This window comes from Chryseobacterium sp. AG844 (assembly GCF_003182335.1).
In the GTDB taxonomy this organism is placed as follows: Bacteria; Bacteroidota; Bacteroidia; order Flavobacteriales; family Weeksellaceae; genus Chryseobacterium; species Chryseobacterium cupriresistens.
On sequence record NZ_QGTV01000040.1, the window covers coordinates 1 to 14,601 of the forward strand.

Genomic DNA, 14,601 nt, shown 5'->3' on the forward strand with positions numbered 1-14,601 from the left:
AAACGTAAAGGACGGAGTACAGAGAAACTGGTGGAGACAGGGACTGATGGGTGGAATTGTTGCTCATTATGACGGGATCAAAGCTTTTTCAGAAACCGATTTAACCGAAGACTTAAAAGCAGTTGACATTCCTGTTCTGGTGATGCATGGCGAAGATGACCAGATCGTTCCTATTGCCAATGCGGCATTAAAATCAATTAAATTATTAAAGAATGGAAAACTGATCACGTATCCGGGATTCCCTCACGGTATGCCGACTACAGAGCATCCAACCATCAACAAAGACCTTCTTGAATTTATCAGATCTTAAAAAACAATCTCTTTTTCAATATATTGAAGATGAACTTTACTAGTTCATCTTTTTTTATTTCAGGTATTGTAACCACTCACATGCAGATCTTTTTCAATTTTTCCTATCTTTAAACTTTCAAGTAAGAATTTTCTATGAGTAAGCCTTCTGATCCCAATGCAGAAATGATGAAACGCCTGCAGGAAATGCAGAAAGAACAGCTTATGATTTCCCGTTTAACCAAAGAGTTGTCTACCATTTTAGATAAGAAACAGCTTCAGCTTGTTATCAACACATCTTTCAAAACTGAACTGGGATTCAATGATTGTATGATGATCAGGGATGTAAAAGGAAATATTGAAATATTAGGCAGCGGGACTGAAAATCAGAATCATACCACAGACCAACAGCTTGACAGGTATGTAAAAAACTGTCTTGATTCTGCGGAGCCTCTTCTTTTTGATCTTAAAGAACTGTCACCCCTTCCTTCCTGTTTTACCAAAGCTAAAAATTCGGGGATGCGGATGGCTGTCGGATTGGGACTGCCAGCTGTCAGTGAAAGTAAAAATGTACTCTTTCTTTTCTACAAAAGCTTTATTTCAAGAGATACTGTTCCGGAAAGAATTTTAAACGGTATTTCTCCCCAGCTTTCCATTACCCTTCATAACATTGATGTTCAGGAGCAATTGAAAACATTTCAGGGAAATATTCGGAATTTCCCGAAAGAAGTTGAAGAAGAAAAGAAAAGCGAACACGGCTTTCATGGAATTGTGGGGCAAAGCGAAGCGATGCAGCTCATTTTCGAAAAGATATCGCAGGCAGCTCCATCACAATCCAACGTGATTATCTTTGGAGAGACGGGTACGGGAAAAGAACTTATAGCACAGGCGGTTCATAAACTTTCAGAATTTTCGGGAAAGAAGATGATCAGGATAAACTGTGCGGCTATTCCTGCCAACTTAATAGAATCTGAACTCTTTGGTCATGAAAAAGGAAGCTTTACAGGAGCAACTGAACAAAGAAAAGGAAAGTTTGAGCAGGCTCACAACAGCACTATTTTTCTCGATGAAATTGGTGAACTACCTTTGGAATTACAAGCGAGGCTTCTGCGGGTTCTTCAGGAAAAAGAAATCGAAAGAATCGGGGGAAACAAAAGAATAAAGGTTAATGCGCGGATCATTACGGCCACCAACAGGAATCTTGAAAAAGAAGTGGCGGAAGGTCGGTTCAGAAGTGATCTTTTTTACAGGCTGAATGTATTTCCTATCCATCTTCCTGCCTTGCGGGAAAGAAAAGAGGATATTCCTTTACTGGCAGACTATTTCCTGGAGAAATTATACCCGAAAACAGGCAAAAAGATTAATGGTTTTTCTCAAAACGTAGTAAAAATGATGATTGCCAATCCATGGCTGGGTAATATCCGTGAACTGGAAAATATGATTGAAAGAAGTATGCTGACGGCAAAAGGAGATATCATCAGAGAAATGGATTTTCCGAAAGTTATGAACGCTCAAAACGCAGAACAGGATTTTCAGGTTAAAACATTGCAGCAATTTGAAAAGGAATATATTTTAAAAATAATCAAAAAATGTAACGGCCGTATTTTCGGGGAAACAGGTGCGGCGAAACTGCTGGGATTACCACCTACAACACTTATTTCCAAAATGCAGAAACTTGGAATAGAGAAAAAGCACTATTTCAGGGGATCTGAATAATGTTTGTCAAGCCCCATTTCTATTTTCCCGGAAGACAGTGCCCAGAAAATCCAGAGTCCTAAAATGATCATCAGGGAAACTGCCGGAATCCAGAATGACAGGATTAATGCAATAATATAAATAGGAAGCCCGTATAAATAATTATTATGGATCTTTTTTATAGCAGCATCGGTAATACCTGGACGTAAAAGTTTTTTGTTACGGGTAGCCAGAAACCATAATAAATTGTAAGCAAGATTGATCAGAACAAAAATACCGGTATAGAGGCCCACGACAACAGAAGAAGCTTCACCGTCAAAATACCTTGCCAGCAAAGCGGTAGGATAAGAAACTGCTGAAACAAGGAAAAGGATCAGTCCATTCGCAAACATAATTTCCGAATTCCGGCTGTAGATCTGTTTGAAGATCTTATGATGATTTACCCACATGATGAAAATGCTGAAAAATGAAAGGATAAATGCCAGAAATGCCGGCCATTGATTCTTCAGAAAGACCAGCAGATCATTTCCGTTCTGTATTGAGTTCTCTTCAGGAAAGTGAAGATCCAGCACCAAAAGTGTAACGGCTATTGCAAAAACACCATCACTGAATCCTTCTATTCTGAGTGTTTCTTTTTCCATAATTACCTGATTGATTTATGATTGTAAAGGCATAATAATTTTACCCTCAAATTATTTGAAGAGTAATTATTAAAAAATTGAAAGAAAATATGGTCTCCGGCTAGCTTTCCCCTGAATTATTTATAGCCTTTGTCAATTCCCAGTTTTTTCATTTTGGAATATAAAGTCTGAGCTTGTATTTTCAACAGCTCTGCAGCACCGCCCGGCCCGGAAACTTTTCCGCCGGAAGTCTGCAGCGCATTCATGATGTGATCTCTTTCCATATCTTCCAATGATTTCAGCGGCCCTTGTGTTTCTGTAGGTTTTTCAATAATTTCAGGCAGATCGAAACGTTCTATTTCCGTAGTTTTGGCCAGAAGAACACTTCTTTCAATAAGATGCTCCAGTTCACGGATATTTCCCGGCCAGTGATAATTCAACAGCTGTTCCAGTGCTTTTTCACTGATAGAAGTGATATTTCTTCTTGAAGCAGCGGTATATTTATTCAGGAAAAAATGGGCCAGCAATACAATATCTTCCTTTCTTTCTCTCAACGGAGGCAGTTCAATAGGGAAAACATTCAAACGGTAATACAGATCCAGCCTGAATCTTCCTTCCGCCACTTCTTTTTCCAGAGAACGGTTGGTCGCTGCCACAATTCTTACGTTTACTTTAACCGTATTATTTCCTCCGAGCCGTTCGATTTCTTTTTCCTGTAAAACCCTCAGCAGTTTAACCTGTGAATCCAGTGGCAGCTCCCCTATTTCATCCAGGAAAACGGTTCCACCGTTGGCTTGTTCAAACTTTCCGATCCTCAATGTATTGGCTCCGGTAAAGCTTCCTTTTTCGTGTCCGAAAAGCTCGGATTCGATAAGCGCATGCGGCAGTGCAGCACAGTTGACCACAACAATAGGATGGGCTTTACGTTCTGAAAGCTCATGAACGGAATGGGCCACTTTTTCCTTTCCCGTTCCGCTTTCCCCAACCACCAGAACAGACGTATCTGTAGGAGCCACTACCCTTATTTTCTCAACGACATCCTGAAGTACTTTGCTTTTTCCGATAATTCCTTCAATGACTTCGTTATTTCCGGTATCAGTACACAATTCACAGCCTCTTTCCATGTCATAGCGGTATCTGGCAATATCAAGCATAACAATCATATCACGCTCCCGGAAGGGTTTTACCATAAATCCGTAGGGCTGTGTTTCTTTCACCGCTTCCAGGATAGATTGGTTGGTATTGGCTGAAATATAAAGAAAAGGCAGGTGCATTTCACGCAGTTCCCAGGCGAGATCAATTCCTGTAAGATCACCTTTTAAGATGATATCAAGAAGTACCCAATCCGGCTTGTTGTCTGCAATCAGTTTCCTGGCCTGAACCACTGAAGATGCAATTCCAGTGACCTGATAGCCGGCCTTCATCAGCATCAGTTTCAGATCATTGGCTACAATAAATTCATCTTCTACAATTAATATTTTTTCTTTCATAATAATCAGCCTTTAATTTGAAGGAGTTATTTCTGTATTTTTTCTGAAGGTAATGGTGACTTTTAAGCCCCCTTTATTTTCGAGATGGAAGGTTCCGTCCAGCTGATCGGTAAGTCCACGCATCAGATTCATCCCCAAAGATTCTGTTTCCTCGATATTGAAATCTTCGGGAAGTCCTACTCCATTATCTGAAATCATCAGTTCACAAAGATCTTCGCCGGTATTTTTAAATGAAACAAAAACTTCCCCTTTCCGGTCATCCGGAAATGCATATTTTACGGTATTATTGACTGCTTCATTGACGATCAATCCCATCGGAACGGCCTGTGCCACATCAAGAAATACTTTATCGGTATCTACTGTAAAGTTGATTTTCCTGTCAGATGAATAACATTCTTTGATATAGGTAATCAGCTCGTAAATATACCACGACATGTCAATCATTGAAAGATTATCAGACTGATAAAGTTTCTGATGGATAAGAGACATGGCATGCATTCTGTGCTGGCTGTTCTGGATGGCCATCAGGGCATCTTCATTGTCCAGATAAGCCGACTGCGTATTGAGCAGGCTGATCACAATCTGCAGGTTATTTTTAACCCTGTGATGGATTTCCTTTAAGAGCCATTCTTTCTCGGAAAGTAATTTCTTCAGCTGTTCATTCTGTGCATCAATCTGCTTACGTTTCAGTTCAAGGTTTTTATTGGCATTGCTTTTTAATCTTGAACGGTTATACAGCAAAGCAGCAAAAAGGATCAGCGCCAGAATACTTCCGATGAAAACATATCTGATAAAAGTATCATTGGCAATTTTAATATCCTGCAGTTTTGCTTTCTGGGTCAGCAGCTGAATGTTTTTATCCTTCTGCTCCGTCTCAAACTGAATTTTAAGGCTGTTGATCTGTTTGCTTTTTTCACCGTTAAAAACGGAATCGGAAAGCTTTTTGTACAGCTGATAATGCTGTATGGCGTCAAGGTATTTTCCCTGTATGGAATCTGCTTTGAACCACATTAAATGGTTTTCCGAGCGAAGCATATCATTTCCGTTATTTTTGGCTATTGAATCAAAAAGTCTGGCTTCACGGTACATTTTATCAAAATTCCGGGTCTGGTAATGATAGAAAACAAAGCTCCGCAGCAATGAGGCCTGCTGGTTATTTTTTTCTGCATTTTCACCATAATAGGCTACCAGTTTTTTGTAGTAGGCTTCCGCTTCGTTAAACTGCTTTAGAATAGTGTAGGTGCTGAAAAGGATATAGTTTTCCGACATTTCAAAATTCTGATCAACAATGGGATACCTTTCTCTGTACTCCTGAATCATGGTAATAGCCTGCTTAAACTTTTTCTGCCTGATCAGCATTGTAGAAATATTATTGGCTACCGTTCTTATATAGCCGTTATCTTTGTTTTTCTTTGCCGTGGCCAGTGATTTTTCCCAATACTTCATGGCATCGTCATTCTTACGGAGGTAATAATACACCATTCCGATATTGCTGTAAATAGAGCACATCTGCAAAGAATAATCATTCATACTTTCGGCTGTTTTTTCTGCCAGAAGACCATAGCGGAGTGCTTCCTCATAATCTGCCTTCTGAATTTCAACCTGGGAGATAAGGTTATAAACGCTCTGTAATTCTTTGAATTTCACAGACTGATAAACAGACAGGGATTGTTTGAGCAATCCCAGAGCCTTATCAGCATTTTCCTTGATGTAGTAAAGTTCACCCAGATCTTTTAAAACACCTGCCTGATTCAGTTTTGATCCTGAGTTCTTAAACAGTTCCAATGCTTTTTCTTTCAGTTTGATTTTAGTATCAAAATATTCGGGTTTATTGTCATACATATATGATAATTCATTGTATGCTTCTCCGGCCTGCTCTTTAAAATGATTTTTTTCAAAATAAGAAAGCGCCTGTTTCATGTTGGAAAAAGCAATCGTTTTACGGCCTCTTTCTTTATCTATTTTGGCATCCAGAAATATGATTTTTCCGGCAGACAACGGATCCCCGGATTTCATATTGAGTGCTTTTGCCTGTAGGTTCAGAATAGCGGCACTGTCGAGGTCAGCTTTCAACTCTCCTTTTTTAGTAATATAATAGTTACTCAGACGCAGCAATAAAGCGATTTTCTGAGTAGTATTGGTGGAAGAGGAAATCTGTTTTCTCAACAGTGCAGGATTTTCCTGGGTCTGTGCTTTTACACTGCATGAAAACATCAAAACCAACGAAAAAAATACTATCCTTAGTAGATTTTTAGATAAAAAATAAAGGCCGAAATTCATTTTTTAAAGGTAATCTATTATCCTGTAATCTGCCATAGTCCTGTGCTAGTTTTTACGGTGGTAAAAATAACAGATAATCATTGCCAGTCCGGGTAAAATCAGTGTTACCAACCCATATTGTTTTCCTGCAGAAGCTCCTAAAAAACAACCTACCAGAAATCCAAGAATGGTAATCAGCTGTTTCTTCAGGCTTGCCCATGCTTCAGGGTGGTGAAAGCCGCTTGATAGGAGTGTTCCGAAATCCAGGGAAGCCTGGGTTACATTTCCTGTCATCATGGTAGTCGGGCCATGGGTTTCCTTTGCATACAGCTTCCCGAAAGCATTCTGAAGCCCCATTGCAAAAACGGTAATCATAGCCACAGTATACATCACGACTTCTGAAAACATTCCGTAGTAACTGAAAACGGCAACAATCATTCCGGCCGACAAAAGCAGTGCTCCTTCCCAGAATAGCAGCGTATAATGGTTCATGACTTTTCCGGCAATCCTCCCTCCTGCCATAACCGCAAGAATAAAGACCGGAAACGTAAGCAGCTTTACCCACGCATGAATATCCGATCCCTTCACAAACTGATAGGCAAAGACAATAAAGTTACCCGTAACATGTGCCGAAAAAAGGGCATCTGCCGATACAAAAGTCACGGTATCGCAATATCCGGCAATCATGGTTAACAATAAGGTGACAAAGCCGATATTATGTTTTACTTCCATGTTTCTATTTTAAATGTGAACGCAGCATCCAGGCCATTTTCTCATGGGTTTCCAGTAATCCTGTGATATAGTCGCTTGTTCCTGAATCACGGAATTCAACAGCGAAGTTTTCAATATTTTCACGAAGATGAATGATGATACTTTCGTGGTCGGAAAGAAGCTCTCTGATGTAAGCCAGGCTGTCGTTCGATTCAAGATGGTGCTCAGACAGATGCGTTAATGCCAGATACTCCCTTAAAGTAGCCGGAGCATAATGTCCTAACATTCTGATTCTCTCCGCTAAACGGTCAATGATTTCGTCCAGTTCTTCATACTGTGACTCGAAAAACAGATGTTTATTATAAAAGTCGTGACCTTCGACATTCCAATGTGCTTTTCTTGTTTTGGTATACAATACAAATTCGTCTGCTAAAGTGGTAACCAGTACTTCAGCAACTTTTGCTAAATTTTCGTTTTTAATTCCGATTGAAGTTTTCATTTTATAAAATATTTAATAAGTAAGTAATAATCAAGTGAATATCTTCCTGCTCCCAATGCAAGAATCAGTAACAGGGAAAGGGTGTACATGAAAGGAACGTCCCGTACTTCCAGTGAATCTTTTCTGTGAACCACAAAATATCCGATAGCCGTTACCCCGATGGTCGGTAAAACGGCAAGCCTGGTTCCCAGTCCTGAAATAATCAGAAACGGAACCACCAGATCAGCAAATGAAGCAACTATGGCATTGAGTTGATCAGGCAATCCCAGAGGGTTTGGAATGACTTCCCTTTGTCCGTTTTCCAGCCTGAATTTCTTTAAGCCGTGCACTCTGAACAATTGAATCGCAAGGAGTACCCGGAAAACTAGGAATGAGGCATCATTGAATGGTGAACCTAAATCTGATGAAAGGATCTGTTTTAAAATTTCCATATATATTGATCGTTAAAAAGCAAAGCACGAACAGCCTAAAGCTCCCCAGAATGTGTGGTAATTATTAACGGGCACATTGCTCATTCTTGCCTGGTTATGGTTATGATGATGGATATCGCAGCTTCCTGCACAGCTATGAATCTGTGAGGTCAGCGGTGCTTTTAGATCCTGTTTTGCATTTTTCTCGATTTCTCTCTGAAAATGTCCGCTTGCAGGGTAATATCCGTTGTAAAGATTCGTTGGAGACCAATCCGGAAGCACAGGGACAGATGGTGGTGCATAGGATGAGAATGTTCCTTTGGCATAGACTATTTTCCCGTCTACAATGGTCATTTCCGCTTCAATATTTTTGATCTCTTCATCATCAACCGTGAAATAATCCTGATCAAGAACGGCCAGATCAGCAAACATTCCTACTCTGATATCACCTTTTTTCTGCTGTTCCTGAGAGAACCATGCGCTGCCTTTTGTGTACAGTTCCAATGCAGTTGCTCTGTCCAGCTTTGTTTCATGATACAATTGAAGTCCGCCAACGGTTTTTCCTGCGGTCAGCCAATACATTGAAACCCAAGGATTATAGCTGCTTACTCTTGTAGCATCCGAACCTCCGCCTACAGGAACTCCCATTTCCAGCATTTTTTTTACGGGTGGTGTACTTTCTGCGGCACCAGAACCATAACGGTCTGCAAAATATTCTCCCTGGTAAGCCATTCTGCTCTGGATGGCGATTCCGCCGCCAAGCATTTTCACTCTTTCAATATTTTTTTCATCAATGGTTTCTGCATGATCAAAAATCCATGGAAGACCATTGAAGGGAATATCGCGGTTTACTTTTTCAAAAACATTTAAAAACCGGGTGATGCTTTCATTATAGGTGGCATGAAGCCTGAATGGCCAGCGGTTTTCTACCAGTAAACGGACCACTTTTTCAAGATCTGCTTCCATGTTTTCAGGCAGATCCGGTCTTGGCTGAAGAAAATCTTCAAAATCGGCTGCCGAAAATACGAGCATCTCTCCTGCCCCGTTGTGGCGGTACATATCATCGCCCTGATATAATTTTACTGTGTCGATCCAATCGCTGAAATCTTCAAATTCATGCTGTGGTTTCTGGGTAAAAAGATTATAGGCAATTCTTACCGTAAGCTGTTTTTTCTCATTCAGTTCGTTCACCACCTGATAATCGTCCGGAAAATTCTGGAATCCTCCGCCGGAATCAATGACGCTGGTAATTCCGAAGCGGTTCAGTTCTGTCATAAAATGTCTGGTAGAATTCAGCTGGTGGTCGTAGGAAAGCTTCGGGCCTTTTGCCAGTGTTGAATATAAGATCATGGCATTAGGTGTCGCAATAATCAGTCCTGTGGGTTCACCATTAGCATCTCTTTCAATATGTCCGCCTGCCGGAGCCGGGGTATCTTTAGTAAATCCTACCGCTTTCAATGCTGCCCTGTTCATTAAAGCCCTGTCGTATAAATGCAGGATAAAAACAGGTGTTTCCGGAGCAATGGCATTAATTTCCTCCAAAGTAGGCATCCTTCTTTCTGCAAACTGGAATTCGGACCACCCTCCCACAACACGTACCCATTGTGGGGAAGGCGTACGGTTTACCTGGTCTTTTAACATTCTGAGCGCATCGGCCAGTGACGGAACTCCGTCCCATCTTAATTCCAGGTTGTAATTCAATCCGCCACGGATCAGGTGAATGTGAGAATCATTGATTCCCGGCACTACTCTTTTCTTTTTAAGATCAATCAGTTCTGTGGATTCATCTGCGAACTGATCTGCCAGTCCGTCATTTCCAACCGCGATAATCTTCCCGTCTTTAATGGCTACTGCAGAAACTTCCGGAGTTTCTTTATTGAAAGTGTGTATTTTTCCGTTGTATACGATAAGATCTGCTTTCATCTTTAATTATTTGGTGTTCAATTTCGAAATAGCTTCCTGAATTCCTCCTCCGGCAACGGTGAAAAAAGATGGCCCGGCCAATAGAATCAGTTTTTTTAATTTCATTTTATCGGATAAATGCTGAGTATTTAAATAAGACTGGGCACGATAGGCGTCAAAGGCACCCAAGACCACATTTTCTGCCACCAGAGCTGTCGGAGAATCAATTCCTGCATCTTTGATATCGCTGGCAAATGATGCGGTATGTACCTGCAGTTTCAAAGCTTCTCTCATCGCAACACTTCCTACCTCTTTCATGAGTCCGGCATCGAAAAAGTTTCTGTTCCCCAGGCCTATCAACAGCAGTTTTCCGGAGGCAAGGCTTCCTTTCGGAGGATTAATTAATAAGGTTTCCAGGGCATGTCCTTTGAACTGTCCTTTTTTACGGACTTCTGTAATAATTCCTTTGAGAGCCTCATCCAGATGAACCATGCCGTTGAGTTCTTTGGGAAGCGCCGGCGGATTAAAAATATCTCCTTCCGTATACTCGAAAACACAGGCGATCTGTAAATGTGCTTTGGCGGCAGAAGGTCCCTGAACCAGCCCTACAACGGAAATTCCGTCAACAGTTCCCCATGTTTTTGAGGTTCCAATAGCTGTTTTTTCTGCAGCAGCCTGTGCTGAAACGAATTGGGTTCCCGCAGTTGCCAACACCAATACTGTAAAGAGTGTTTTTGACCAATTGATGTATTTTGAAATTGAATTTTGCATAATAAATGATTTAGTAATGATTAAAATTTGAATCCCAGCCGGACATTCCAGAAAACACCGCTTTTGGCATCCTGAATGATATCTTCGATAAAAGGTCCTTTGTGGAAATACTGAAGTCCGCTCACCAAAGAGAAATGTTTGTTGAAATTATAGGTAAAGCTTGTTAGATAAGCCGTTCCGATATACCTTTTATCTGAGCTGCTTCCGGGACGGTTCAATGCTCCGCTTGGCCGGTAAACGCCATCATTCAGGGAATATCGCCAGTTGAAGACAACATCCATCTGCATTTTGAGTCTGGAAGTCAGATCAAGGGTCATATACGGGTGAATATCAATTAAATTGACGGGTCCCACCTGCGGGCTGAAGCCGAAATACCCTCCTTTCGGATATAAAGGATTAAATGTATTGAGCTTGCCGTCATTTTTACAATGATCTCCTGATATATAGTCGTTTCTCAGATTGATGCTTGGCTTGAATGTGAAGTTTTCAAAGAGATATCCTACATCCACAGAGCCCGTCCAGGCACTAATCTTTTCGTTTCCAAAGCGTCCGAACTGATAGGCCGCTTCCAGGTTATAGATAAATCCGCCGCCATATTTCCAGAGTCTTCCACCAACTGTGTGGCGCTTTTCTCTTGCTGTTCCAGCTTCAAAAACAGATTCATCTCTACGGATTCCGAGATAATACAGATCCAGATTTCCGGCTTCAGGAATAATGATTTTGGAATAAAGCCCCCAAAGATTAAGCTGCTTTGAAATGGTATTATCAAAAACGCCGGTATTGACAGAGTCTGCCATCATTGCGAAAGCATCTACGGAAACATTTTTATAGGAATACATGATTTTAGCTCCTGTAAAAGACAACCTTGCATTCGGTCCTTCCCTTACAGAAATTAATCTGCCGGACCCGTAGTCCAGCTCCTGTCTTCCCAGTCTCACTATCAGCTTCTGGTCTTGCTTATTCACCAAACCTGCATCCAGAAAGAGATTCTGAATACTCAGCTGGTCTTCATCAATCCCTCTTGAACCGTTTTTTCTTCCATTTTGCAAAGCACTTCTGATCTGTGAAAATATTCTGAAGTTTTTCCCGAAATGCCAGTCTGCATGAAGGTCATAGCGTTGGAGGAAAAAGTCGTTGTGTCCTATATTAAGCCGTCCCCAATCTTCGTTGTTGAAATCCACATATTCATACCTTGCCTCGCCACCCCATGAGAGATAGATATCTTTCTTTTCATTGAGAGGGAGATATTTAATGTTATCATAAAAGCTCTTTGTGGAATCTTTCAGGTATTCATAATTTTCGTCATACCGCAGAAGTTTAAAGCTCTGGGAGGATAAAGTTTCAGAACATAAAAGAACTGTTATGAAAAAAGCTTTTAAAAACAGTATTGAAGGTGCAGATTTCAACATTGAAAATGGTATATAGATTTTAATGGTTCAGCATATGGTGAGCATAGTGGATCCCTAATCCGTAAGAACTGCCATATTTTTTCATAAGGTCAGTTACAGGACCATAGGTTTCCTGGCGTGCCCAGTCTCTCTGAAGTTCCAGGATATACTGAATGGAAGTCATGGGCTTTACTCCTGAATGGATCATTCTCTGTACCGCTCTTTCGTGCGCTTCATCGCTTACATCACCACAGGCGTCGGTAATGACATACACGTCATAGCCCTCCTCAAGTGCAGACAAAGCTGGTCCTACGATACAGACACCTGTCCAAAGCCCCGCGAAAACCAGTTTTTGCTTCTGGGTTGCTGTAATAGCTTTATATGCGGCTTCATCTTCCCATGTATTCATCGTTGTTCTGTCGATATATCCTGAAGTTGCCATAGGAAATGCTTCCTCAATTTCAGGGAAAACGGGACCTGAAAAACTTTGTTCGGCAACTGTGGTAACGATAGTCGGAACATTGAATATTTTAGAAGCTCCACACAGTACTGCAACGTTATTGCGCAGCTCATTCATGGAGATACTTTTGGTGGCAAATGCCATTTGTCCTTCAAAATCAATTAATACCAGTGCATGGTTTTCAGGAGAAAGTAGTTTTGATGATGGTTTCATAAAGTTTATTTAGATGTTATTTAGTTTGAATTTTATTGCTTAAGAAATTTTAATAATTCTTCATTGAATTTGTCTTTTTCTTCGAGGAACAGTGCATGTCCGCTGTTTTCAAAAGGAATAAGCTTGGATCCTTTAATAGCTTTGTTCATTTGCTCTGCTAAAGCATAAGCCACTATCCTGTCCTGTTTTGCCTGCATGATAAGGGTCGGAATCTTGATTTTGGGTAAATCTCCACGAAGGTCTTCGTCTCTTAAAGCGATTAAAGCCTGCTCCATTGCATAAGCGGAGGACTGCATTTCAATCCCTCCCAGCCAGGTACCTACACCTGGTGAAACAGAAGTTGCGGATAAAACAAATCTTTCACCTATCGTGTTCAGTAATCCCGGTCTGTCTACGCTTACAAGGTCTACCCATTTGGTAATGTCTTCTTTCGTAAATAAAGGATAAGGATAATCCGGTTTTTTGGTATGAACAGGGGCAGCAGCAGCGAACAATGCCAATTTACTGACATGGGCACTGTTGTATTTCGCCACGTAATGCAAAGCAATCGCACCACCCATAGAATGGCCGCCCAACGTAGCATCTTTGATATCCAATTTGTCTAAAACAGTTTTGATATCAGAAGCAAACTGGTCATAATCATATTTTCCATAAGGCTTGTCCGACTGGCCAAACCCTCTCAGAGTGATTCCTATAACCCGATAACCCGCTTTGATTAAAGGAAGATACTGATACTCCCACGAAACATCACTTACCGGATAACCGTGGATTAAAACAACTGGCTTACCTTCTCCAAGGTCGGAAATATGAAGCCTTACATTAGGTTCCACTTCGATATATTCTGCTCTGGCTTTTGTGGATTTTGCCGTATTTTGAGCATTGGCACCAGTTAAGAATACCGTTGACAATAGCACGGCGGCACCAAGAATTGATTTTAGTTTCATAATGATGATATTTAATGGCTGATTTTTGACAGATTTATTGTAAACATGTCAAAGTGGTATTGAATCAGCTGCCTTCCCTAAAAGGTTCTCCATATAAAAAGAAGACAGCAGATTCAAAAAAGAAATTATCTTTTTAGTAAATATTTATGCTGCCCTTCAAGAATGAGTTCAGATTTTTGGTTATAGACTCTCACTTTTGTGGTCACTATACCTTTGTCTTCCTGTGGCGTTAAATCGGTAATTTCCAACGAAGAATACAGCGTATCTCCTGAATGTACCTCTTTCAAAAAATGACATGATAATTCTAAAAAAGCAATAAAAACACTTCCGAAGTAATGAGGCAAAAGAGTGGCACCCGGTGCGGTAAAAGCCAATACCTGCAACCCGTGAACTACCGGAGCTTCATGGCCGTATCTTTTTGCATATTCCACATCGTAATGAATCGGATGATTATCACAGGAAACCGTTTGAAAAGCTGAAGCATGTGCATCGGTAAGAGTCCTGCTTGGCGCTCTGAACACTTCACCTACTTTCAGTTCATCGAACGTACGGGCCGGAACAATAGCAAAATCTTCAGGATTGAATGCCGGTTCGTGAGTTTTTGAGTTTTCCATATTTTTTGGATTTGAATGGAATGATGATTATTCTGTAATAAAGGCTAAAATATCTTTGTTGATGGTTGGATGCTCTGTAGTCGGCATCCCGTGAGGGAATCCAGGATATGTGATCAGTTTTCCGTTCTTCAGTAATTTGGCTGATTTGATCGCTGAATTTTCAATCGGTACAATCTGGTCATCCTCACCGTGAAGAACCAATACCGGAATATCAACTGCTTTTAAATCTTCGGTTAAATCGGTTTCTGAAAAGGCTTTGATCCCATCATAATGTGCTACGATTCCTCCCATTAATCCCTGCCTCCACCAGTTTCTCTGTACGCCATCTTTTACTTTG

15 protein-coding genes are annotated in these 14,601 nt (G+C 40.8%); 2 read left to right on the forward strand and 13 right to left on the reverse strand.

The window, feature by feature from the left end:
• Both DEU40_RS21915 and DEU40_RS21920 read left to right on the forward strand, forming a co-directional pair.
• Window positions 1-310: alpha/beta fold hydrolase (locus DEU40_RS21915; protein ID WP_146207898.1), on the forward strand; the 310-nt coding region annotated here is incomplete at its 5' end.
• A 134-nt stretch (window positions 311-444) separates the two neighbouring features.
• A complete protein-coding gene (locus tag DEU40_RS21920) occupies window positions 445-2,004 on the forward strand; it encodes a sigma-54 interaction domain-containing protein (RefSeq protein WP_110011821.1) in 1,560 nt (519 codons plus the stop codon).
• On the opposite strand, the gene DEU40_RS21925 is transcribed toward DEU40_RS21920, so the two are convergent.
• From DEU40_RS21925 to DEU40_RS21985, 13 genes are all read right to left on the reverse strand, one after another.
• The gene (locus tag DEU40_RS21925; protein WP_110011822.1) at window positions 1,983-2,624 is read right to left on the reverse strand and encodes a TMEM175 family protein; all 642 of its coding nucleotides are present in this window, start codon (window positions 2,622-2,624) and stop codon (window positions 1,983-1,985) included. The genes DEU40_RS21920 and DEU40_RS21925 overlap by 22 nt on opposite strands.
• A 116-nt stretch (window positions 2,625-2,740) precedes the next feature.
• Entirely contained in the window at window positions 2,741-4,093 is a 1,353-nt protein-coding gene (locus DEU40_RS21930; protein WP_110011823.1) for a sigma-54-dependent transcriptional regulator, read from the reverse strand.
• A gap of 12 nt (window positions 4,094-4,105) precedes the next feature.
• Window positions 4,106-6,373, reverse strand: a complete 2,268-nt coding sequence (locus DEU40_RS21935; protein ID WP_110011824.1) for a histidine kinase dimerization/phosphoacceptor domain -containing protein — start codon at window positions 6,371-6,373, stop codon at window positions 4,106-4,108.
• Between the two features lie 45 nt (window positions 6,374-6,418).
• Entirely contained in the window at window positions 6,419-7,084 is a 666-nt protein-coding gene (locus DEU40_RS21940) for a YoaK family protein (RefSeq protein WP_110011825.1), read from the reverse strand.
• A gap of 4 nt (window positions 7,085-7,088) precedes the next feature.
• A complete protein-coding gene (locus DEU40_RS21945; RefSeq protein WP_110011826.1) occupies window positions 7,089-7,562 on the reverse strand; it encodes a Dps family protein in 474 nt (157 codons plus the stop codon).
• The gene (locus DEU40_RS21950) at window positions 7,559-7,993 is read right to left on the reverse strand and encodes a DoxX family protein (RefSeq protein WP_110011827.1); all 435 of its coding nucleotides are present in this window, start codon (window positions 7,991-7,993) and stop codon (window positions 7,559-7,561) included. The genes DEU40_RS21945 and DEU40_RS21950 overlap by 4 nt, the downstream gene beginning before the upstream one ends.
• A gap of 12 nt (window positions 7,994-8,005) precedes the next feature.
• Complete coding sequence (locus DEU40_RS21955; RefSeq protein WP_110011828.1) at window positions 8,006-9,895, reverse strand: amidohydrolase; 1,890 nt, start codon at window positions 9,893-9,895, stop codon at window positions 8,006-8,008.
• A gap of 6 nt (window positions 9,896-9,901) precedes the next feature.
• Window positions 9,902-10,645, reverse strand: coding sequence for a M17 family peptidase N-terminal domain-containing protein (locus tag DEU40_RS21960; protein WP_110011829.1), 744 nt, complete (start codon window positions 10,643-10,645; stop codon window positions 9,902-9,904).
• Window positions 10,646-10,665: 20 nt separating this feature from the next.
• Window positions 10,666-12,054 (reverse strand): alginate export family protein, encoded by a 1,389-nt coding sequence (locus tag DEU40_RS21965; protein ID WP_110011830.1) that lies wholly within the window; start codon window positions 12,052-12,054, stop codon window positions 10,666-10,668.
• A 19-nt stretch (window positions 12,055-12,073) separates the two neighbouring features.
• Entirely contained in the window at window positions 12,074-12,706 is a 633-nt protein-coding gene (locus DEU40_RS21970) for a hydrolase (RefSeq protein ID WP_110011831.1), read from the reverse strand.
• A 32-nt stretch (window positions 12,707-12,738) separates the two neighbouring features.
• Window positions 12,739-13,650, reverse strand: a complete 912-nt coding sequence (locus DEU40_RS21975) for an alpha/beta fold hydrolase (RefSeq protein WP_110011832.1) — start codon at window positions 13,648-13,650, stop codon at window positions 12,739-12,741.
• A gap of 125 nt (window positions 13,651-13,775) precedes the next feature.
• On the reverse strand, window positions 13,776-14,264 hold the full coding sequence (locus tag DEU40_RS21980) for a MaoC family dehydratase (RefSeq protein WP_110011833.1): 489 nt from the start codon (window positions 14,262-14,264) through the stop codon (window positions 13,776-13,778).
• Window positions 14,265-14,291: 27 nt separating this feature from the next.
• Window positions 14,292-14,601, reverse strand: a 310-nt coding sequence (locus DEU40_RS21985; RefSeq protein WP_146207899.1) for an alpha/beta fold hydrolase, incomplete at its 5' end; no start/stop codon positions are given.

Bases quoted from the DNA above. Each gene is read 5' to 3' on its own strand.
- DEU40_RS21965 (WP_110011830.1), bottom strand. From the start codon at position 12,054: ATGTTGAAATCTGCACCTTCAATACTGTTTTTAAAAGCTTTTTTCATA.
- DEU40_RS21975 (WP_110011832.1), bottom strand. From the start codon at position 13,650: ATGAAACTAAAATCAATTCTTGGTGCCGCCGTGCTATTGTCAACGGTA.
- DEU40_RS21980 (WP_110011833.1), bottom strand. From the start codon at position 14,264: ATGGAAAACTCAAAAACTCACGAACCGGCATTCAATCCTGAAGATTTT.
- DEU40_RS21960 (WP_110011829.1), bottom strand. From the start codon at position 10,645: ATGCAAAATTCAATTTCAAAATACATCAATTGGTCAAAAACACTCTTT.
- DEU40_RS21940 (WP_110011825.1), bottom strand. From the start codon at position 7,084: ATGGAAGTAAAACATAATATCGGCTTTGTCACCTTATTGTTAACCATG.
- DEU40_RS21945 (WP_110011826.1), bottom strand. From the start codon at position 7,562: ATGAAAACTTCAATCGGAATTAAAAACGAAAATTTAGCAAAAGTTGCT.
- DEU40_RS21935 (WP_110011824.1), bottom strand. From the start codon at position 6,373: ATGAATTTCGGCCTTTATTTTTTATCTAAAAATCTACTAAGGATAGTA.
- DEU40_RS21950 (WP_110011827.1), bottom strand. From the start codon at position 7,993: ATGGAAATTTTAAAACAGATCCTTTCATCAGATTTAGGTTCACCATTC.
- DEU40_RS21955 (WP_110011828.1), bottom strand. From the start codon at position 9,895: ATGAAAGCAGATCTTATCGTATACAACGGAAAAATACACACTTTCAAT.
- DEU40_RS21970 (WP_110011831.1), bottom strand. From the start codon at position 12,706: ATGAAACCATCATCAAAACTACTTTCTCCTGAAAACCATGCACTGGTA.
- DEU40_RS21925 (WP_110011822.1), bottom strand. From the start codon at position 2,624: ATGGAAAAAGAAACACTCAGAATAGAAGGATTCAGTGATGGTGTTTTT.
- DEU40_RS21920 (WP_110011821.1), top strand. From the start codon at position 445: ATGAGTAAGCCTTCTGATCCCAATGCAGAAATGATGAAACGCCTGCAG.
- DEU40_RS21930 (WP_110011823.1), bottom strand. From the start codon at position 4,093: ATGAAAGAAAAAATATTAATTGTAGAAGATGAATTTATTGTAGCCAAT.